The organism is Halomonas sp. SSL-5, from assembly GCF_030708455.1.
GTDB lineage: Bacteria > Pseudomonadota > Gammaproteobacteria > Pseudomonadales > Halomonadaceae > Halomonas.
Window position 1 is genome coordinate 75,741 of sequence record NZ_JAUYWF010000010.1, and the last position, 19,978, is coordinate 95,718.

Genomic DNA, 19,978 nt, shown 5'->3' on the forward strand with positions numbered 1-19,978 from the left:
GGTGATGCGCATCTGCCTGGTCAGCGAGACCTGGACGCCCGAGATCAATGGCGTCGCCCACACCCTGGCACAGCTGAGCGGCGAACTGCTCGCCCGCGGCCACTGCCTGCAGCTGATCCGCCCGCGACCGCCGGCAACGGGATCCGCCGAGGGGGTGACCCACGAGCTTCAGGTACCGGGGCTTTCCGTACCCGGCTATCGCCAGGTACGCATCGGACTTCCCGCCGGTCGGCGCATCGCCCAGTGGTGGCGCGAGACGCCACCCGATGTGGTCTACCTGGCGACCCAGGGACCACTGGGCTGGTCCGCCCAGCGTGCCGCGCGCCGCCTCGGCCTGCCCGTGGTCGCGGGCTGGCACACCAACTTCGACCACTACTGCCGGGACTACGGCATCTCCTGGCTGGCACCGCTGGTGGAGGCGCGCCTGCGCACCTTTCACAACCGTTGCGCGGCGACCCTGGTGCCGACCCACGCCCAGCGCGATGACCTTAGTCGCCGTGGCTTCCAGGGCCTGCGCTGCATGGCCAGAGGTATCGATGGCATGCGCTTCGCCCCGGGCCACCGCGACGAGGCCCTGCGGGAACGCTGGGGCGCGGGTCCGCATACCCCGGTGGCGCTGCATGTCGGCCGGCTCGCTCCCGAGAAGAACCTCGACCTGCTGCGCGATAGCTTCCGGGCCATGCACGCAGCACATCCCGAGCTGCGCCTGGTCATCGTCGGTGACGGCCCCTCCAGGCGCTCCCTGGAGCGCAGCCTGCCGGAGACCCACTTTACCGGCTTCGTGCCCCCCGAGGAGCTGGCTCGACATTACGCCAGCGCCGACTTCTTCCTGTTTCCCTCGCTGTCGGAGACCTGGGGCAACGTGCTGCTGGAGGCCATGGCCAGCGGCCTGGGGGTGATTGCCTTTCGCCACGCCGCCGGCGCCGAGCTGATCGACGATGGAGACAACGGCATCTCGCTTGCCGCCGGTGACGAGGCCGGCTTCCGCGACGCCGCCGTGGCGCTCTGTCAACACCCAGCCCGCTGGGCACAGCTGGGACGAGCCGCCCGAAGCCGGGCCCTCGACTACACCTGGCCTGCCATCACCGACACCTTCCTCTCCACCCTCGAGGATGCCCGGGAGAACCGCCATGAGACCACTCGCCCCTGCCGTGTTTGAACGCCTCGACATGCTCGAATGGCAGCTCTGTCGACGCCTGGGACGCTACAACCTCTACCGTCCCTGGCTGACCACCCTGCGCCTGGCCAGCGGCCTGGGCGACTGGCCGGCATGGGTGGCACTGATCGCCGCCCTGCCCCTGTTGCATCCCGAGTCGGGTTGGCACTACCTGATCCAGTACTCCCTGACCGCCCTGATCGCGATCGGCGTCTATCGGCTGCTCAAGACGCGGCTGTGTCGTGAACGCCCCTTCATCACCTTCGTCGGCAACGTCAGCCGTCAGGCGCCGGCCAGGGACCGCTACAGCTTCCCCAGCGGCCACACCATGCACGCCGTGATGTTCCTGACCCTGACCTCGAGCCACCTGCCCGGGCTGGCACCCTGGCTGGTGCCGCTGGTGGTCCTGATCGCCCTCTCCCGCGTGGGCCTCGGCCTGCACTATGCCAGCGACGTACTGGCCGGTGGCCTGATCGGCCTGCTGTTCGCGTGGGGCAGCCTGGCCCTCGTCGGCTGATCTCCCCCATGGCATCCTGGGTAGATGCTGATCGAGACCCTGCTAGCCGACCCGCCCGTATGGCTCGTGGATCCCCTGCTGGGGGAGCCCGATGCCAGTGCGGTACTCGCTACCCTGGATGCCCAGCTGCCCTGGCAGCGTCCCACCCTGCGCCTCTATGGTCGCGAACACCCCATCCCGCGCCACCAGGTCTGGATGGGGGCCCCCGAGGCGAGCTACCGCTACTCCGGCCGTGAGTTCCTCCCCGAGCCCTGGCATCCGATGGTCGCCGACCTCCGTGACCGGGTGATCGCCGCCCTGGCCACGGCAGGCGTCGATGCCCGCTTCAACAGCGTGCTGCTCAACCGCTACGCCGACGGGGAGGAGCGCATGGGCTGGCACAGCGATGATGAACCCGAACTCGGCCATGAGCCGTTGATCGCCGCGCTGAGCCTCGGTGCCGAGCGACCCTTGCGCTTCCGCTGGAAGCACCGCCAGGCCCCGGCCTTCAATGTCTGGCTGCCCCACGGCAGCCTGCTGGTGATGGGACCCGGTACCCAGGAACGGCTGCAGCATGCCCTGCTGCCGCGTCGCTTGCCGGGGCTGCGGATCAGCCTGACCTTTCGCCGGGTGCTGCCGAGCACGGCGCGCGGTGGCTGATCCCTCGCACGGGGCCGCCACCGGAAGCGATGATTCGTCACAGGCAAGATAACGGTATATTTATCTCCCGGATGGACGGCGTGCCCGGGTCGGAAAACAAGGGAAAGCGGAAAAGGGGTGGGTCACCGGCCGTCACCGGCTGGCGCACATGCAAGAGGCGCCCCGTGGGGCGCCTCTCGTAGCAGCATGCCGATCGGGGCATCACGACTTGTCGTGATCCAGCTCCTCGCCCGGCAGCACCGTTTCACCGTTGAAGTAGGCCCGCGCCAGCTTGAAGACCACCGGCGACAGCAGCGCCAGGGCGATCAGGTTGGGGATGGCCATCATGGCGTTGAAGGTGTCGGCCATCAGCCAGATGAAGCCCAGCTGCGCCATGGCGCCCAGCGGGATCGCCAGCACGAACAGCACCCGGTAGAGCATGATCGAGCGCGTGCCGAACAGGAACTGGAAGCACTTCTCACCGTAGAAGGACCAGCCGAGGATGGTGGTGAAGGCGAACACCGCCAGGGCCAGCGAGACGATCTGGTTGCCCATGCCCGGCAACGCCTCATCGAAGGAGAGCGCCGTGAGCGAGGCGCCGGCCTCACCGGTCTCCCAGACACCGGCGGTCAGGATCACCAGGGCGGTGATGGAGCAGACGATGATGGTATCGATGAAGGTGCCCAGCATGGCGATCAGACCCTGACGCACCGGGTTCTTGGTCTGGGCCGCGGCGTGGGCGATGGGCGCACTACCCAGGCCGGCCTCGTTGGAGAACACCCCGCGGGCCACGCCGAAGCGGATGGCGGCCATCACCGCCGCACCGGCGAAGCCACCCATGGCGGCATGGGGGTTGAAGGCGTAGTAGAAGATCATGCCGAAGGCATCACCGATCTGGCCGGCATTGATGGCCAGCACGATCAGGCCGGCGATCACATAGAGGATGCCCATGACCGGCACCAGCTTGCCCGCCACCTTGGCGATACGCTTGATACCGCCCAGGATGACCGCACCTGCCAGCACCATGATCACCACCCCGGTGATCCAGTGCGGCAGACCGAAGGTGGAGTCCAGAGCATCCGCCACGGAGTTGGACTGCACGGTGTTACCGATGCCGAAGGCCGCCACCGCGCCGAAGAAGGCGAAGGCGCCGGCGAGCCACAGCCACTTACGCCCCAGGCCGTTCTTGATATAGAACATCGGACCGCCGACGTGGTAGCCGGTGCTGTCGGTCTCGCGGTAGCGCACCGCCAGCACGGCCTCGGCGAACTTGGTGGCCATGCCGACCAGGGCGGTGATCCACATCCAGAACACCGCGCCGGGACCACCCAGGGCGATGGCGGTGGCCACGCCGGCGATGTTGCCGGTACCGATGGTGGCGGAGAGGGCCGTCATCAGGGCGTTGAAGGGCGAGATCTCGCCCTCCTCTTCCTTGGTCTTCGCCTCGCCGGGTGCGAGTTTGCGATCGCGCCCCTGCCACATCAGCTTGAAGCCTGTGCCAAGCTTGCGGATCGGCAACAGCTTGAGGCCGGCCTGCAGATAGATCCCCACCCCGAGCAACAGGATGAGCATCAGCGGCCCCCATACCACGCCATTGATGGCGCCGAAGATACTGTTCAAGGTTTCCACGTGAATCTCCCTAAGCGATTTATTGTTGTGCGCTGCGGTTCACCGCCCTTGCGATCTATCAACCAACGGCCACGAGGAAGCGGAGCGAGCCCCCGCTGCCGCAACAGCCGCAACATCGGCGCATGATCCACCGAGATACGGCTATCCGGGCGCGCAAACCACAACGCAAGCCCGCGTAACATAGCGGATTCTATGGCCATGACACCACCCAGACGAACGACGCAGGTTCAACACTGGCCGCGCATGCCGGGCACCGGTTTCCGATCGGAAACTCGTAGAGCCTGCCATGCAGGGTGACGCCTGTCAGCATAGACGCGCCGGCCGCCGACGTCGCCTGCGCGATCCGAGGCCGGCCTGGCTCGCGGCATCGCCGCCGCCGGACTCCTGCCAGGCGGGTCATGGGGTCGCCCGGGCTGGACGGATACGCCGCGACGGGCCACCCTGAATGGCGAGCCCCCGCCCGGCGAGTCCGACTAACGGTGAGGGACTCGCCAAACGCCGCCAATGGCGGTAGCATTCGCTCTACCTGGAAAAACTTTTCTTATAGGAAATTTCGATGAGCTCTATTCCTGCCAATCTGCGCTACGCCGAAAGCCACGAGTGGGTCCTCGACAACGGCGACGGTACCGTGACCATCGGCATCAGCGACCACGCCCAGGAGTCTCTGGGTGACGTGGTGTTCGTCGAACTGCCCGAGGTCGGCCGCGCCCTCGAGCTCAAGGATGAGTTCGGCGTTGTGGAGTCGGTCAAGGCTGCCTCCGACCTCTACGCTCCGGTGGCCGGTGAGGTCATCGCCGTCAACGAGGCGCTGGAAGATGCCCCCGAGACGCTGAACGAGTCACCCTACGAGGATGGCTGGATCATGAAGGTGCGCCTCGAGGACGCCACTCAGCTCGACGACCTGCTCGACGCCGACGGTTACGAGGCCGTGGCCAGCGCCGACGACTGAATCGCCGCGTCAATCTGGATGGCCCCGACCTGCGGGTCGGGGTTCCGATGATCTGCCGTATCGCCCCCCGGCGATCGGCCCCCACTTCCTTCGATAGGGTGTTACATGTCTCTCGACAACCGCCGCCTGGCCGACCTGGCCGCTCATGATGCCTTCATCCAACGCCACAACGGGCCCCGCGAGCAGGACGTGACGGCCATGCTCGCCGACCTCGAGATGGCGAGCCTGGACACCCTGATCGAACGCACCGTGCCCGCCGATATCCGCCTGGGCCGCGAACTCGACCTCGACCCGCCCAGGAGCGAGGCCGAGGCGCTCGACTACCTCAAGCGCCTGGCGGCCCAGAACCGCTCCTTCAAGAGCTACCTGGGCCAGGGCTACCACGGCACTCACCTGCCCACGGTGATCCAGCGTAACGTGCTGGAAAATCCCGGCTGGTACACCGCCTATACGCCCTACCAACCCGAGATCTCCCAGGGTCGCCTGGAGGGGCTGCTCAACTTCCAGCAGATGGTCATGGACCTGACCGGCATGGAGCTGGCCAACGCCTCGCTGCTCGACGAGGCCACCGCCGCCGCCGAGGGCATGGCGCTGTGCAAGCGCGCCAACAAGAAGGCCAAGAGCAACGTCTTCTTCGTCGCCGACGACGTGTTGGCCCAGACCCTGGACGTGGTCCGCACCCGCGCCGCCTACTTCGGCTTCGAGCTGGTGGTGGCGCCGGCGGAACAGCTGGCCGAGGTCGACGCCTTCGGCGCCCTGCTCCAGTACCCCGGCGAGAGTGGCCGCGTCAACGACCTGGCCCCGCTGCTGGCCAACGCCCGCGAGCGCGGCATCATGACCTGCGTCGCCGCCGACATCATGGGCCTGGTGCTGCTCAAGGAGCCCGGCGCCCTGGGTGCCGATATGGTCGTCGGCACTACCCAGCGCTTCGGCGTGCCCATGGGCTTCGGTGGTCCGCATGCCGCCTTCTTCGCCACCACCGACAAGCTCAAGCGCTCGATTCCGGGGCGCATCATCGGCGTCTCCAAGGATAGCCGTGACGGCCAGGCCCTGCGCATGGCGATGCAGACCCGCGAGCAGCACATCCGCCGCGAGAAGGCCACCTCCAACATCTGTACCGCCCAGGCGCTGCTGGCCAATATCGCCGGCTTCTACGCCGTCTACCATGGCGCCGAAGGGCTGCGCACCATCGCCGGTCGCATCCATCGCCTGACCACCCTGCTGGCCCTGGGCCTGCAGGAGAAGGGCATCGTCCTGGCCCACGACAGCTGGTTCGATACCCTGCGCCTGACCGGCATCGATGCGGGCAAGATCCATGGCCGAGCCCTCACCCACGAGATCAATGTCCGCTTCTTCGACAACGGCGATGTCGGCATCAGCCTCGACGAGACCACCACCGCCCACGACCTCGACGTCCTCTTCGACGTGCTGCTGGGCGAGGAGCACGGCCTCTCGGTGCGCGAGCTGGACGAGCGCGCCGTGGCCGAGGGCGCGAGCGGCATCCCCGCGGCCTGCCGTCGTGACAGCGACTTCCTGACCCATCCCACCTTCACGCGCTACCGCAGCGAGACCGAGATGCTGCGCTACCTCAAGCGCCTGGAGAACAAGGACCTGTCGCTGGCCCACGCCATGATTCCGCTGGGCTCGTGCACCATGAAGCTCAATGCCACCAGCGAGATGATCCCCATCACCTGGCCGGAATTCGCCGAGATGCACCCCTTCGTGCCCCGCGACCAGGTGGCCGGCTACAAGCAGATGATCGACGAGCTCTCGGCGTTCCTGGTGGAGATCACCGGCTACGACCACATCTCCATGCAGCCCAACTCCGGCGCCCAGGGCGAGTACGCCGGCCTGGTGGCCATTCGCCGCTACCAGGCCTCCATCGGCGAGGGGCATCGCGATGTCTGCCTGATCCCCAGCTCCGCCCACGGCACCAACCCCGCCTCGGCGGCCATGGTGGGCATGAAGGTCGTGGTGGTGGAGTGCGATGCCGACGGCAATATCGACATCGATGACCTGCGCGCCAAGGCCGAGAAGCACGGCGAGGCCCTCTCGGCGATCATGATCACCTACCCCTCCACCCACGGCGTCTTCGAGGCCGGGGTGCGCGAGGTGTGCGATACCGTGCATGCCCACGGCGGCCAGGTCTACGTCGATGGCGCCAACATGAACGCCCAGGTGGGCCTCTCGCGCCCCGGCGACTTCGGCGGCGACGTCAGCCACCTCAACCTGCACAAGACCTTCTGCATCCCCCACGGCGGCGGCGGCCCGGGCATGGGGCCGATCGGTGTCAAGGCGCACCTGGCACCCTTCGTCTCCAACCACGTGGTGACGTCCATCGACGGCGTCAATGCCGAGTGTGGCGCGGTGGCGGCGGCCCCCTTCGGCAGCGCCTCGATCCTGCCGATCTCCTGGGCCTACATCAAGATGATGGGCGCCCGCGGCCTGCGCGAGGCCACGGAGCTCGCCATCCTCAATGCGAATTACATCGCCAAACGCCTGGGCGAGCACTACCCGGTGCTCTACAAGGGCGAGAACGGTACCGTGGCCCACGAGTGCATCATCGATATCCGCCCGCTCAAGGCGAGTTCCGGCATCAGCGAGGAGGACATCGCCAAGCGCCTGATGGACTATGGCTTCCACGCCCCCACCATGTCCTTCCCGGTGCCCGGCACGCTGATGATCGAGCCCACGGAATCGGAGTCTCGCTACGAGATCGACCGCTTCTGCGACGCCATGATCAGCATCCGTGAGGAGATCGCCCGGGTCGAGGGCGGCGAGTGGCCCGCCGACGACAACCCGCTGGTCAATGCACCGCATACCATGGCCGACCTCATGGATGAGGCCTGGGAGCGCCCCTACTCCCGCGAACTCGGCGCCTTCCCCAGCGAGTCGGTCAAGGCGGCCAAGTACTGGCCGGCGGTCAATCGCGTCGACAACGTCTTCGGCGACCGCCAGCTGATCTGCTCCTGCCCGAGCATCGACGAGTATCGTGATTGACGCCGCGTCGCCGACGCCACGATATGACAGGGCCCCGCCATGGCGGGGCCCTTTCGTGTCCGGGATAGGCGCGGCGCTGGATAGGCGCCGCTAGAGCGACGGCCCCACCTCGGGAGGCTCTCCGTAGCCGTGCAGTGCCATGCGCCGCTGCTCACGGAAGTCGTCCAGCAGGCGTACGTAGCGCCGCGGCATCTCGCTGCCCGCCCGGGCCACGTGATACAGGGTCTCATGGACCGCCACGGGCAGCTCCATCGCCTTGACCTGACGCTGCCAGGGCGAGGTCTCAAGCACCGGTCGCGATACCACCGTGAACCCCAGGCCGCGGGCCACGGCATCCAGCACCATGCCCACCTCATTGGTGAAGCCCTGGCGGCGGAAGTGGCTCATGGAACGAAATTCCCGGGGGAAGTTGCCGCGCAGCAGCGCGCTGGCGTGGTTCAGGCCGTCGAAGTAGCTGATGAAGCCGATTCCCATCAGGTCGGCCAGGCCGATACCGGTGAAGTCCGCCGGCACCACCAGGCACAGCGGTTCGCGATGCCAGGGGGTCACTTCCAGATCGGGATGGCGCATGGGCTCGGTGACGATACCCAGGTCATAGCGTCCCGCCAGCACATCCTGGGAGATTTCCTGATTGAAGGCGAAGCTGTAGCTCACCGTCAGCCCCGGATACATCTGCTGCTGGCCGAGCAGGAAGGGATAGAGCATGCTGCCGACGCTGCCCGGCGAGGCCAACCGACAGTCGCCCGAGTAGGTAGAGTCGGCGTCCAGCGAGTGGCGGAACTGCTCGTGCTCGGCGAACAGCTTGAGGGCGTAGTCATAGACCCGCCGGCCCGCTTCGGTGAGGGTGAAGCGTCGACCGTGTCGCTCCAGCAGGGGCTTGTCCAGGTAGCGCTCGAGCTTGCGCACGTGCTGGCTGACCCCGGGCTGGGTCATCTCCAGCCGATGCGCGGTCTGGGTGAAGCTGCCGGTCTCGACCAGGGTGATGAAGGTACGAAAGTAGAGCGCGTTGAACATGGCGTGCCACATAACAGATGGGAGCAGAGCCATCGCAGAAGGCAATAGTGCTCGAGGCTTTCCCGGCCACATGGCCAACTGCGATAACCCAGGAAGGTGGATTCTATCACCGCCGCCGCAGGCGGCGTGATAGCATCGAAGGGCACTTTTCCGCACGACAAGGACGCCCGCATGCCCGACACCATCTCCAGCACCATTTCGCCGGAAGGCAGCCTCGAGATCCTCTCCCAGCACGAGGTGGCTCGCCTGCACGACACCTCCCGCGCCGGCCTGCACGACCTGCTGCGATGCTGCGCCCTGGCGGTGCTCAACTGCGGCTCGCCCACCGACGACGGCCTGGCGCTGATGGAGGCCTACGCCGACTTCGATATCGAGGTGGTACCCCAGGACCGCGGCATCCGCCTGAAGCTCACCAACGCCCCGGCCGAGGCCTTCGTCGACGGCAAGATGATCCGCGGCATCCGCGAGCATCTCTCCGCCGTGCTGCGTGACATCGTCTACGTCTACAACGAGATCCAGGGCCACCAGCGCTTCGACCTGACCACCGGCGAGGGCACCACCAACGCGGTGTTCCATATCCTGCGCAAGGCCGGCACTTTGAAACCGGGTGTCGACCCCAGCCTGGTGGTGTGCTGGGGCGGGCACTCGATCTCCCGGGAGGAGTACGACTACAGCAAGGACGTGGGCTACCACCTGGGGCTGCGCGAGCTGGACATCTGCACCGGTTGCGGCCCCGGTGCCATGAAGGGGCCGATGAAGGGGGCCAACGTGGCCCATGCCAAGCAGCGCCGCCATCAGGGCCGCTACCTGGGGGTCTCGGAGCCCGGCATCATCGCCGCCGAGGCGCCCAACCCCATCGTCAACGAGCTGGTGGTGATGCCGGATATAGAGAAGCGCCTGGAGGCCTTCGTGCGCCTCGGCCACGGTATCATCGTCTTCCCCGGCGGCGTGGGCACCGCCGAGGAGATCCTTTACCTGCTGGGGATCCTGTTGCACCCGGACAACGCCGACATGGCCCTGCCGGTGATCTTCACCGGCCCGGCCAGCAGTGCGGCGTATTTCGAGCGCATCGACGAGTTCCTGGCCTATACCCTCGGCGACGAGGCACGTCGCCGCTACCGCATCATCATCGATGACCCCACCGAGGTGGCGCGCACCATGCGCAAGGGGATCGACGAGGTAGCCGAGTACCGCCGCGCGCGCCAGGATGCCTTCTACTTCAATTGGCGACTGACCATCGACCGTCCCTTCCAGGCCCCCTTCGCGCCGACCCACGAGGCCATGGCGGGATTGACGCTCGATCGCGACCAGCCGGTGCACGAGCTGGCGGCCAATTTGCGCCGCGCCTTTTCCGGCATCGTCGCCGGCAACGTCAAGGAGCACGGCATCCGTGCGATCAAGGCCCACGGCCCCTTCCGACTCAGCGCCGAGCCCGAGCTGATGGCACGCCTGGATGCGCTGCTCGACTCCTTCGTCGCCCAGGGGCGGATGAAGCTATCCGGTGACTACGAGCCCTGTTATACGCTGGGCTGAGCGGCAAGCGGCAATACATCAGGGTTCACGAACGCAAGGGCCAAGCCAAGGAGTTTCCTTGTCGCTTGCTCCTTGTGGCTTGTAGCTAAAACCCCACGGGGACTGTCCCCGTGGGTATGGGGGACTGTCCCCGTGGGTCATCCGCTAGAAAGCGGCTTCATCCACAAGCCAAGGGCGTGCATCAGCAGCCCCAGGGTGGCGCCGTGGGCGACCAGCAGCTCCCAGCCGATGAAGTCGGTGAAGAGTGCGTGCCAGGCCCCCATGCCGGCCAGGCCGGCCACCAGGCAGAGCCCCAGGCGCCCCAACAGACGCGGCAGCCGGGCCCGCTGCTCGGCGGCCAGCAGGCGCCATTGAAGCCCCCCCACCAGGCACACCACCACCAGCGCCACCAGGATCAGGTTGAAGCGGTTCTCATGCCCCCCCACCAGGTAACGCGGCAGGGTCGCGAGCATCAGCAGGGCGAGGCCCAGCAACAGGCTGAGCCGCTCCGGGGTCGGCTGGGCGCCCACCTCAGGCGACCTTCAGCTGCTGCGACTCGATCCACTCCTCCACCCAGGGCAGCGCCGCATCGTCGGCCATGAAGGTCTCCATGGCATCGACTTCCAGGCGCTCGCCCAGCCGCTGGGCGCCCTGCCCCGCAAGCAGCTCGTCGAGCTGGCGGCCGGCGCCGCAGAAGGTCTCGCCGTAGGAGCTGTCGCCCAGGGCGATCAGCCCGTAGCGCAGCCAGCCGAGGCCGGGGCTCTTCTCGGCGATGGCATTGGCGAAGGAGGCGAACGTGCCGGGGTAGTCGCCGCTGCCGGTGGTGGAGACGCAGAACAACGCCAGGTCGGTCGCCTCGGCGTCGAGATCGCCCAGGGTGGGGTTCTCGAGGATAGCGACCTCGTAACCGGCCTCCTCGAACAGCGGCTTGACCTGCTCGGCGACGTCCAGCGCGCCGCCATACATGGTGCCAACGAAGATCTTCAGCATGGGCATGTCACGGATTTACCTGAGAAATATACGCGAATAATAACATGTCTCTCTGCCGCCTCGCATCCATCGCGCACGGCCCGCCCGTCTCGTCTGGACCTGGATCAAGAGCGTGGCATTTCGTCGCAGGTGTCACGCTGCAGCCAGGGCGAATATCCGACTAGAATACTGGGTTTTGGCCCCCTGACGGAGATAGCATGCAGCAGACATTCGAGGCGTGGATCACCCCGCTGATGATCGGCGGCCTGATCGTGTTCATGTGTTTCATCATCTGGGACCTGGCGAAGAAGTCCAACGCCGGGCGCTTCGGCACCATCATGCTGTTCGTGGTACTGGGCGCCGGCATGCTCGGCTATGTGTTCAAGGTGGTGATCACCTGGATGCTGGAGAACGGCGGAGCCGTCTAGCCAGGCCCCACACGCCGCCCACGAGAAGGGCCACCCCCGTGGGGGTGGCCCTGTTGCGTGTCACGCCGGAGGAGGCGACTCAGTGATGCTCGCCGCGGTAGCCCTCCACCTGGCTCTTCAGTTTCTGGCCCGGGCGAAAGGTCACCACCCGCCGGGCGGAGATGGGGATCTCCTCCCCCGTCTTGGGGTTGCGGCCGGGCCGCTCACGCTTGTCGCGCAGGTCGAAGTTGCCGAACCCGGAAAGCTTGACCTGTTCGTTCTCGCGCAGGCAGCCGCGGATCTCCTCGAAGAAGGCCTCCACCATGGACTTGGCCTCCCGCTTGGAGAGGCCGAGTTCGGCATGCAGGTGTTCGGCCAGCTCCGCCTTGGTCAGTGCGCCCATCGTCACTCTCCCATCCAGGCCCATCCAGGCCCATCACGGCCCAACTTGGGTCCGATAGACGGCCGACACCCGCCTGCCGCTTCCCGCAACGAGCTGCCGCTAACCGCGTAGCTCGGCACCCAGGTGCTGACGGGACTCGTTGACGATGGCATCGACCAACTTGTTGATTTCCTCGTCATTAAGCGTGCGCGAAGGATGCTGCCAGGTCAAGCCCAGGGCCACGCTCTTGCGCCCTTCCACCACACCCTTGCCCTGGTAGACGTCGAACAGTCGGCACTCGATGAGCCACTCGCCGGCCTCTGCGCGCAGGGTGTCCAGCAGCGCCTGCACCGGCAGGTCCTCATCGACCAGGAAGGCCAGGTCGCGGCGAACCTCGGGATAGCGCGACAGCGGCATGAACGCCGGAACGCGGCCGTGGGTCAGGGCATCGAGGCGCACCTCGAAGAGCACCGCCTCTGCCTTGAGCCCCAGCTGGGCGCGCACCGCCGGATGCAGAGTACCGATCCAGCCGGCCTCCTCGCCACGGTACAGGAGGCGGGCACACTGACCCGGGTGGAGCGAGGGATGCTCGGCGGGCTCGAAGCGCCAAGCCTCGCCATCGCCGCCCATGGCCAGCAGGCTCTCGAGATCGCCCTTGAGATCGAAGAAGTCCACCGGCTCGCGGTTGCCGGCCCAGCCTTCCGGCTCGCGGGAGCCACAGGCCAGGGCGCCTAGCATCGGGATCTGGGCCAGGTCGTCCAGCTCGCCGCGGAATATCAGACCGGTCTCGAACAGCCGCACCCGGCTCTGCTGTCGATTGAGGTTGTGCTGCAGGGCCCGCACCAGCCCCGGAAACAGGCTAGCCCGCATCACCGAGAGATCCGCGGAGATGGGGTTGGCCAGCATCGGCGATACCGCCTCGGGCAGCAGCGTCTTCTGCAGCTCGGGCGCCACGAAGCTGTAGGTCACCGCTTCCTGATAGCCGCGGGCCACCATCTGGCGACGCAGCCTGCCCAGCGGGGTACGTGCCTCATGATCCGGTCTCAGGCCCAGCCGCGCCTGGGGACGGCGCACGGGGAGGCGGTTGTAGCCGTGGATACGCGCCACCTCCTCGATCAGGTCCTCCTCGATGGCAATATCGAACCGCCAGCTGGGGACCACGACGCGCCAGCCCGACTCGGTGGTCTCGACCTGCATGCCCAGGCGTTCGAGAATCTCGCCGACCTCCTCGCCGGCAAGCGGCTTGCCCAGCGCCTGCTCGAGGCGCGCGCTGCGCAGGACGACACGGCGGGCCACCGGCAGGTGATCTTCGCTTGCCACCTCCACCAGGGGGCCGGCCTCGCCACCGACGATCTGAAGCAGCAGCGCGGTGGCACGCTCGGCGGCTTCGCGGGCCAGCAGCGGGTCCACGCCACGCTCGAAGCGGTGGGAGGCATCGGTGTGCAGGCCATAGGTACGCGCCTGACCGGCTACCGCCAGGGGGGTGAAGAAGGCCGACTCCAGGAAGATGTCCCGGGTCTGCTCGCTGACCCCGGAGTGCTCGCCGCCCATGACGCCGGCGATGGCCAACGGACCACTCTCGTCGGCGATCACCAGGGTGGAGTCGTCGAGGCTGACCTCCTGGCCGTCGAGCAGCACCAGGCTCTCCCCTTCCCGGGCCAGGCGCACGATCACCGTACCCTGCAGGTTCGCGCGGTCGAAGGCATGCAGCGGCTGGCCCAGCTCGAGCATCACATAGTTGGTGACATCCACCACCGGGTCGATGCTGCGCACCCCGCCGCGACGCAGGCGCTCCACCATCCACAGCGGTGTCTCGGCGCCGACATCGACCCCCGTGATCAACCGCCCGATATAGCGCGGACAGCGATCGGCGTCCTCGACGCGCAACGGGAAGGTCTCTGCATGGGTCGCGGCCACCGGGGCGATGGCCGGGGCCTGGACCGCCAGGCGGTTGAGCACGCCGACTTCCCGGGCCAGGCCCTTGAGGCTCAGGCAGTCACCGCGATTGGGGGTGAGGTCCACCTCGATGGTGTGGTCGTCGAGGCCCAGCCAGGCACGGAAGTCCTCGCCCACCGGCGCCGAGCCGGGCAGCTCGAGGATCCCCGGCGAGGCCTCCTCCTCCAGGCCCAGCTCCGAGGCGGAGCAGATCATGCCGCGGGACTCCTGGCCGCGCAGCTTGGCCCGCTTGATCTTGAAGTCACCGGGCAGCACGGCACCGACCCGCGCGAAGGGCACCTTCTGCCCCGCCGCCACGTTGGGCGCACCGCAGACCACCTGCACCGGCTCGCCGCTGCCGTCGTCGACCCGGCACACGCTGAGCTTGTCGGCGTCCGGGTGCTGAGCCTTGTCCAGCACCTCGGCGACCACCACCCCCTCGAAGGCCGCGGCAACCGGCTCCACGGCGTCCACCTCGAGGCCGGCCATGGTGATCTGGTCGGCCAGGGCCTGGGTTCCGAGCTGAGGCGAGACCCACTCGCGCAGCCACTGTTCGGAAAATTTCATGGCAAATCCTATCGCTGTGTTCTGCTTATCCGGTGGACGATCAGGCGAACTGGCGCAGGAAGCGCAGGTCGTTGTCGAAGAACAGTCGCAGGTCATTGACCCCATAGCGCAACATCGCCAGGCGCTCGGCCCCCATGCCGAAGGCGAAGCCGGTGTAGCGCTCGCTGTCGATGCCGGAGTGGCGGAACACCTCGGGATGGACCATGCCGCAGCCCATCACCTCCAGCCAGCCGCTGTGGCCGCACACGCGGCAGCCGTCTCCGCCGCACATCACGCACTGGATATCGACCTCGGCAGAGGGCTCGGTGAAGGGGAAGTAGGAGGGCCGGAAGCGCACCGAGAGGTCGTCACGCTCGAAGAAGGCGTGCAGGAAGTCCTCGATGGTGCCCTTGAGGTCGGCGAAGCTCACGTCCTCGTCCACCAGCAACCCCTCCACCTGGTGGAACATGGGCGTGTGGGTGAGATCCGAGTCGCTGCGATAGACCCGCCCCGGGCACACGATGCGGATCGGCAACTTGCCTTCCTTCATGGTCCGCACCTGCACCGGCGAGGTATGCGTGCGCAGCAGCCGGGTGGCATCGAAGTAGAAGGTATCGGCCATGCCCCGCGCCGGATGGTGGGCGGGAATGTTGAGGGCCTCGAAGTTGTGGTAGTCGTCCTCGATCTCGGGTCCGACCGCCACGTCATAGCCGATGCGCGTGAACAGCCCCTCGATACGCTCCAGGGTACGAGTCACCGGGTGGAGGCCACCGCTGGGCTGCCCCCGGCCGGGCAGGGTCACGTCGAGTCGCTCGGCGGCGAGGCGCGCCTCCAGGGCGGCCTTCTCGAGGCTGGCCTTGCGCGACTCGAGCTCGCCGGTCAGGGCCTGCTTGGCCTCGTTGATACGCTCGCCGGCGGCCGGGCGCTCGGCGGCGGGCAGCTTGCCCAGCCCCTTGAGCAGCGCGGTGATCTCGCCCTTCTTGCCGAGGTAGCGCACGCGCAGCTCTTCCAGGGCCGCGATGCTGTCGGCGGCCTGGATCGCCTTGCGGGCCTCGGTGACCAGGTTGGGAAGGTGGTCCATCCGTTGCGCTCCGAATTCGATACGTAAAACACAGGGCTAAAAAAAACAGGGGAAGAGCGGCTGCTCTTCCCCTGCGACGTCTGCGACCATCCGACAGATACCAGACGGCCGGAAATGACGCTATCTCTTACTGGGCAGCCTTGGCCTTCTCGACGATGGCAGCGAAGGCTGCCTTCTCGTTGACGGCCAGGTCCGCCAGGACCTTGCGGTCAATCTCGATGCCGGCCTTCTTCAGGCCGCCAACGAAGCGGCTGTAGGACAGGCCGTGCTGGCGTGCGCCGGCGTTGATGCGCTGGATCCACAGGGCTCGGAACTGGCGCTTGCGCTGGCGACGGTCGCGATAAGCGTACTGGCCGGCCTTGATGACCGCCTGCTTGGCAACGCGAAAGACACGGCTGCGGGCACCATAGTAACCCTTGGCCTGCTTGAGAATCTTCTTGTGACGGCGACGGGCGACGACGCCCCGCTTGACACGAGTCATGGCTTACTCCTGACGAAAAATGGGTTCTACCAAGTGCTTAGAGGTTGGGCAGCATCCGCTGGATGAGCGCCTTGTCCGCGTCGTGGATCTGCTTCATGCCACGCAGTTGACGCTTACGCTTGGTGGACTTCTTGGTCAGGATGTGACTACGGAACGACTGCTTGTGCTTGAAGCCGTTGGCCGTCTTCTTGAAGCGCTTGGCAGCGCCGCTGTTGCTCTTGATCTTCGGCATGAGAATAACTCCGCTCGAGGTTCTTCAGAAAACCCGAGGCCGACGCGAGACGCTGACGCCTCCCGCCCGTTTGACCGGCCAACGGATCACTTCTTTTGGTACTGCTGGTACCGCTTACTGCTTCTTCTTGGGGGCGATGATCATGATCATCTGGCGACCTTCCATCTTGGGGAAGGACTCCACGGTCCCGAGCTCCTCGAGGTCGGCGGCGATCCGCTCCATCAGCTTGCGACCGATGTCCTGGTGCGCCATCTCACGACCACGGAAACGCAGCGTGACCTTGCCCTTGTCGCCCCCTTCGAGGAAACGCGTCAGGTTCTTCATCTTGACCTGATAGTCGCCCTCGTCGGTGCCAGGCCGGAACTTGACTTCCTTGACCTGAATCTGCTTCGTCTTCTTCTTCTGTGCAGACTTCTGCTTTTTCTGCTCGAAGACGAACTTGCCGTAATCCATGATCTTGCAAACGATCGGATCGGCATTGGAGATCTGCACGAGATCCATACCGGCGGCTTCGGCACGCTCCAGAGCGTCGCTGGTAGGTACAACCCCCAGCTGCTCGCCGTCGCTGTCGATCAGGCGAACCTGATCCTCGGTAATACGCTCGTTCATCGGGGGGCGTTTATCCTGGACGCGCCCTCTTGGGTTGCTACGCTTGATGTTCCGTCTCCTTAGGCAATTGACGAATGTCTCTCACCGAGCTCATCAGCAAGGCGGGCCATGAGCTCATCGACCCTCATGGTACCAAGATCCTCGCCGCTGCGCGTGCGCAGGGCAACCGAGTCGGCTTCGACTTCCTTATCTCCCACCACCAGGAGATAGGGAACTTTCTGCAAGGTATGCTCGCGGATTTTAAAGCCGATCTTCTCATTCCTCAAGTCCGCCTTGACGCGCAGGCCGAATTTCTGCAGCCGTCGCTCCAGATCCAGCACGAAATCGCGCTGGGAGTCGGTGATATTGAGGATGGCCGCCTGCTGTGGCGCCAGCCACAGCGGCATGGCACCGGCGTAGTGCTCGATGAGGATCCCCAGGAAACGCTCGAAGGAGCCGAGGATCGCACGGTGCAGCATCACCGGCGTCTTGCGGGCGCCGTCCTCATCGACAAACTGGGCGCCGAGGCGACCCGGCAGGTTGAAGTCGAGTTGCAGGGTGCCACACTGCCAGACGCGATTGAGGCAGTCGCGCAGCGAGAACTCGATCTTGGGTCCATAGAAGGCCCCCTCGCCCGGCTGCAGCTCCCACTCGAGGCCGGTCGCGTCGAGGGCCGCTTCGAGGCCCGCCTCGGCACGATCCCACAGCTCCGCCTCGCCCATGAAGTCATCGGGACGCGTCGACAGCTTGAGCTCCACGTCCTCGAAGCCGAGATCCTTATAGACCTTGAGGGTCAGGGCAATGAAGTCCTCGGCCTCGGACTGGATCTGCTTCTCGCTGCAGAAGATATGGGCGTCGTCCTGGGTGAAGCCGCGAACCCGCATCAGCCCGTGCAATGAACCGGAGGGCTCGTTGCGGTGACAGCTGCCGAACTCGGCCAGGCGCAGCGGCAGGTCACGGTAGCTCTTGAGCCCCTGGTTGAACACCTGCACGTGACAGGGACAGTTCATGGGCTTGATGGCGTAGTCGCGCTTCTCCGACTCGGTGGTGAACATCAGTTCGCTGTAGTGGCCCCAGTGGCCGGACTTCTTCCACAGCGAGAGATCCACCACCTGGGGCGTCCTGATCTCCTGGTAGCCGTTCTCGATCTGCACCCGACGCATGTACTGCTCCAGCGCCTGGTACATCGTCCAGCCGTTGGGGTGCCAGAACACCATGCCCGGCGCCTCCTCCTGGAGGTGGAAGAGGTCCATCTTGCGCGCCAGCTTGCGGTGATCGCGCTTCTCCGCCTCCTCGAGACGCTTGAGGTAGGCCTTGAGCTGCTTCTTGTCGGGCCAGGCGGTGCCGTAGATGCGGGTCAGCATGGGGTTTTCGGCGTCGCCCCGCCAGTAGGCACCAGCCAGCTTGGTGAGGTTGAACGCCTTCAGGTGCCGGGTATTGGGCACGTGGGGGCCCCGGCACATGTCGATATATTCTTCGTGATGGTAGAGGCGGATGCTCTCGCCCTCCGGTATCTCGCGGACGATCTCCTGCTTGTAGGGTTCGTCCCGGTGCAGGAAGGTCAGCATCGCCCGGTCGCGATCGACATATTCACGGACCACGTCGTAGCCCTTGTCGATCAGCGCCTTCATGCGCTTCTCGATGGCCTCCAGATCCTCGGGGGTCGCCGAACGGCCGAAATCGATATCGTAGTAGAAGCCATCCTCGATGACCGGACCGATGGCCATCTTCGCCTCGGGATAGAGCTGCTTCACGGCATGACCGATCAGGTGGGCGCAGGAGTGACGCACCACCTCCAGGCCTTCGGGATCCTTGGCGGTGAGGATGGCCACCTCGGCATCATGATCGATGATGTCGGCGGCATCGACCGGCACGCCATCGATCTTGCCGGCCACGCAGGCCTTGGCGAGTCCGGGGCCGATATCCTCGGCCAGCTGCATCACGGTAAGCGGTTCGTCGAAGCGTCTCTGGCTGCCGTCGGGCAGGGTCACGATGGGCATGCAGGGGTCCTTTCGCGCAGTGGTGGCCCATACGAAAGACCACATGTCGCAGTGAACGAAGAATGGAAGCGAACTGTCAGCCGGAGCCCGACCATCGCCGGAGGCGCGGCGGGCGCCAGGCGAGACGGTGTCGGTCCGAGCCGGATGACGCGCTACGATAGCAAAGCGCCGCGCCAGGCGCCACAGCACAGACGCAGCAGGGGCGCCCGAAGGCGCCCCTGCTGGCGAGCCCGGTGGGCCCGCGGGGAGGTTGAGCCGCAGATTACTGGCTCATGATCTCCACACGACGGTTCATGGCACGGCCTGCGTCGGTCTCGTTGGTGGCGACCGGACGCTCCTCGCCATAACCCACGGTGCGCATGCGGTTACCGGCGACACCCTGGCTCATCAGGTAGCTGGCCACGGAATCGGCACGCTCCTGGGAGAGGTTCAGGTTGTACTCGTTGGAACCGACGGCATCGGTATGACCGGCGATGGTCACGCGAACCTCGGGGTTGTTGTTCAGGGTAGAGGCCACCTCATTCAGCTCGGAGGCGGCACCGGGGCGCAGCTCGGCCGAGTCGAAGGCGAAGGTGACATCGCTGGACAGGGTCACCGGCTCGAACACGGGCTCCGGCTCGGGCTCGGGCTCCGGCATCGGCGCGGGCTCGGCCACCGGCTCCGGCGCGTCGGCACACAGCATGGCACCGATGGTGGCACCCGCCGTGCCGCCGATGGCAGCGCCGGTGTCCTCATCTGATTCACCGCTGGTGGCGTAACCGATGCCACCACCGATCACGCCACCGGCCAGGCCACACACCATCGGGTGCTGATACCAGGGCTTGTCGACGGAGGACGAGGTGTTGGAAGTGGCGCAGCCGGAGAGGCCGACCACCAGAGCAGAACCGAGCAGCAAGCCAGTCGTGGACTTCTTCATATGAAACTCCTTCTCTTTTCTTTTATCGCTCCAGGGCAGGCAAACC

19 protein-coding genes are annotated in these 19,978 nt (G+C 66.2%); 7 read left to right on the forward strand and 12 right to left on the reverse strand.

Annotation, left to right across the window (positions count from 1 at the left end; translation table 11 throughout):
- Positions 1–4: 4 nt before the first annotated feature.
- The 3 genes from RAN53_RS12870 to RAN53_RS12880 are packed head-to-tail and all read left to right on the forward strand — an operon-like array spanning position 5 to position 2,312.
- The gene (locus RAN53_RS12870) at positions 5–1,159 is read left to right on the forward strand and encodes a glycosyltransferase family 4 protein (RefSeq protein WP_305797217.1); all 1,155 of its coding nucleotides are present in this window, start codon (positions 5–7) and stop codon (positions 1,157–1,159) included.
- On the forward strand, positions 1,131–1,673 hold the full coding sequence (locus RAN53_RS12875) for a phosphatase PAP2 family protein (protein WP_305797218.1): 543 nt from the start codon (positions 1,131–1,133) through the stop codon (positions 1,671–1,673). The genes RAN53_RS12870 and RAN53_RS12875 overlap by 29 nt, the downstream gene beginning before the upstream one ends.
- A 24-nt stretch (positions 1,674–1,697) precedes the next feature.
- Positions 1,698–2,312, forward strand: a complete 615-nt coding sequence (locus RAN53_RS12880; protein ID WP_305797219.1) for an alpha-ketoglutarate-dependent dioxygenase AlkB family protein — start codon at positions 1,698–1,700, stop codon at positions 2,310–2,312.
- A 201-nt stretch (positions 2,313–2,513) separates the two neighbouring features.
- Here the strand turns inward: RAN53_RS12880 and RAN53_RS12885 are convergent, their stop codons facing one another.
- A complete protein-coding gene (locus tag RAN53_RS12885; RefSeq protein ID WP_305797220.1) occupies positions 2,514–3,920 on the reverse strand; it encodes an alanine/glycine:cation symporter family protein in 1,407 nt (468 codons plus the stop codon).
- 556 nt (positions 3,921–4,476) lie between these two features.
- Between RAN53_RS12885 and gcvH the strand changes: the two genes are divergently transcribed.
- The gene (gene gcvH, locus RAN53_RS12890) at positions 4,477–4,869 is read left to right on the forward strand and encodes a glycine cleavage system protein GcvH (protein ID WP_305797221.1); all 393 of its coding nucleotides are present in this window, start codon (positions 4,477–4,479) and stop codon (positions 4,867–4,869) included.
- A gap of 105 nt (positions 4,870–4,974) precedes the next feature.
- Positions 4,975–7,869, forward strand: a complete 2,895-nt coding sequence (gene gcvP, locus RAN53_RS12895) for an aminomethyl-transferring glycine dehydrogenase (RefSeq protein ID WP_305797222.1) — start codon at positions 4,975–4,977, stop codon at positions 7,867–7,869.
- 90 nt (positions 7,870–7,959) lie between these two features.
- On the opposite strand, the gene RAN53_RS12900 is transcribed toward gcvP, so the two are convergent.
- Entirely contained in the window at positions 7,960–8,883 is a 924-nt protein-coding gene (locus RAN53_RS12900; protein WP_305797223.1) for a LysR family transcriptional regulator, read from the reverse strand.
- A 171-nt stretch (positions 8,884–9,054) separates the two neighbouring features.
- Between RAN53_RS12900 and ppnN the strand changes: the two genes are divergently transcribed.
- Entirely contained in the window at positions 9,055–10,416 is a 1,362-nt protein-coding gene (ppnN, locus tag RAN53_RS12905) for a nucleotide 5'-monophosphate nucleosidase PpnN (RefSeq protein WP_305797224.1), read from the forward strand.
- Between the two features lie 137 nt (positions 10,417–10,553).
- On the opposite strand, the gene RAN53_RS12910 is transcribed toward ppnN, so the two are convergent.
- Together RAN53_RS12910 and RAN53_RS12915 are read right to left on the reverse strand one after the other, a co-directional pair.
- Complete coding sequence (locus RAN53_RS12910) at positions 10,554–10,925, reverse strand: hypothetical protein (protein WP_305797225.1); 372 nt, start codon at positions 10,923–10,925, stop codon at positions 10,554–10,556.
- A gap of 1 nt (position 10,926) precedes the next feature.
- Positions 10,927–11,391, reverse strand: a complete 465-nt coding sequence (locus tag RAN53_RS12915; RefSeq protein WP_305797226.1) for a flavodoxin domain-containing protein — start codon at positions 11,389–11,391, stop codon at positions 10,927–10,929.
- A 191-nt stretch (positions 11,392–11,582) separates the two neighbouring features.
- On the opposite strand from RAN53_RS12915, the gene RAN53_RS12920 reads away from it, so the two are divergent.
- Positions 11,583–11,792 (forward strand): DUF2788 domain-containing protein, encoded by a 210-nt coding sequence (locus RAN53_RS12920; protein WP_305797227.1) that lies wholly within the window; start codon positions 11,583–11,585, stop codon positions 11,790–11,792.
- Positions 11,793–11,871: 79 nt separating this feature from the next.
- On the opposite strand, the gene ihfA is transcribed toward RAN53_RS12920, so the two are convergent.
- The 8 genes from ihfA to RAN53_RS12960 form a co-directional block, all read right to left on the reverse strand.
- On the reverse strand, positions 11,872–12,174 hold the full coding sequence (gene ihfA, locus RAN53_RS12925; RefSeq protein ID WP_132041108.1) for an integration host factor subunit alpha: 303 nt from the start codon (positions 12,172–12,174) through the stop codon (positions 11,872–11,874).
- A 99-nt stretch (positions 12,175–12,273) separates the two neighbouring features.
- Positions 12,274–14,655 carry a phenylalanine--tRNA ligase subunit beta gene (gene pheT / locus RAN53_RS12930; protein ID WP_305797228.1) on the reverse strand — a complete coding sequence of 794 codons (2,382 nt, stop codon included), beginning with the start codon at positions 14,653–14,655 and terminating at the stop codon, positions 12,274–12,276.
- Positions 14,656–14,695: 40 nt separating this feature from the next.
- Positions 14,696–15,715: a phenylalanine--tRNA ligase subunit alpha gene (gene pheS, locus RAN53_RS12935; protein ID WP_305797229.1), complete on the reverse strand. Its 1,020-nt coding sequence runs from the start codon at positions 15,713–15,715 to the stop codon at positions 14,696–14,698.
- A gap of 127 nt (positions 15,716–15,842) precedes the next feature.
- A complete protein-coding gene (rplT, locus tag RAN53_RS12940) occupies positions 15,843–16,196 on the reverse strand; it encodes a 50S ribosomal protein L20 (protein WP_013332273.1) in 354 nt (117 codons plus the stop codon).
- Positions 16,197–16,233: 37 nt separating this feature from the next.
- Positions 16,234–16,428: a 50S ribosomal protein L35 gene (gene rpmI / locus RAN53_RS12945; RefSeq protein ID WP_089725334.1), complete on the reverse strand. Its 195-nt coding sequence runs from the start codon at positions 16,426–16,428 to the stop codon at positions 16,234–16,236.
- A 114-nt stretch (positions 16,429–16,542) separates the two neighbouring features.
- Positions 16,543–17,085, reverse strand: a complete 543-nt coding sequence (gene infC, locus RAN53_RS12950; protein WP_305797317.1) for a translation initiation factor IF-3 — start codon at positions 17,083–17,085, stop codon at positions 16,543–16,545.
- An 11-nt stretch (positions 17,086–17,096) separates the two neighbouring features.
- A complete protein-coding gene (gene thrS, locus RAN53_RS12955; RefSeq protein WP_305797230.1) occupies positions 17,097–19,016 on the reverse strand; it encodes a threonine--tRNA ligase in 1,920 nt (639 codons plus the stop codon).
- Positions 19,017–19,278: 262 nt separating this feature from the next.
- Entirely contained in the window at positions 19,279–19,932 is a 654-nt protein-coding gene (locus RAN53_RS12960) for an OmpA family protein (RefSeq protein ID WP_305797231.1), read from the reverse strand.
- Positions 19,933–19,978 lie beyond the last annotated feature (46 nt).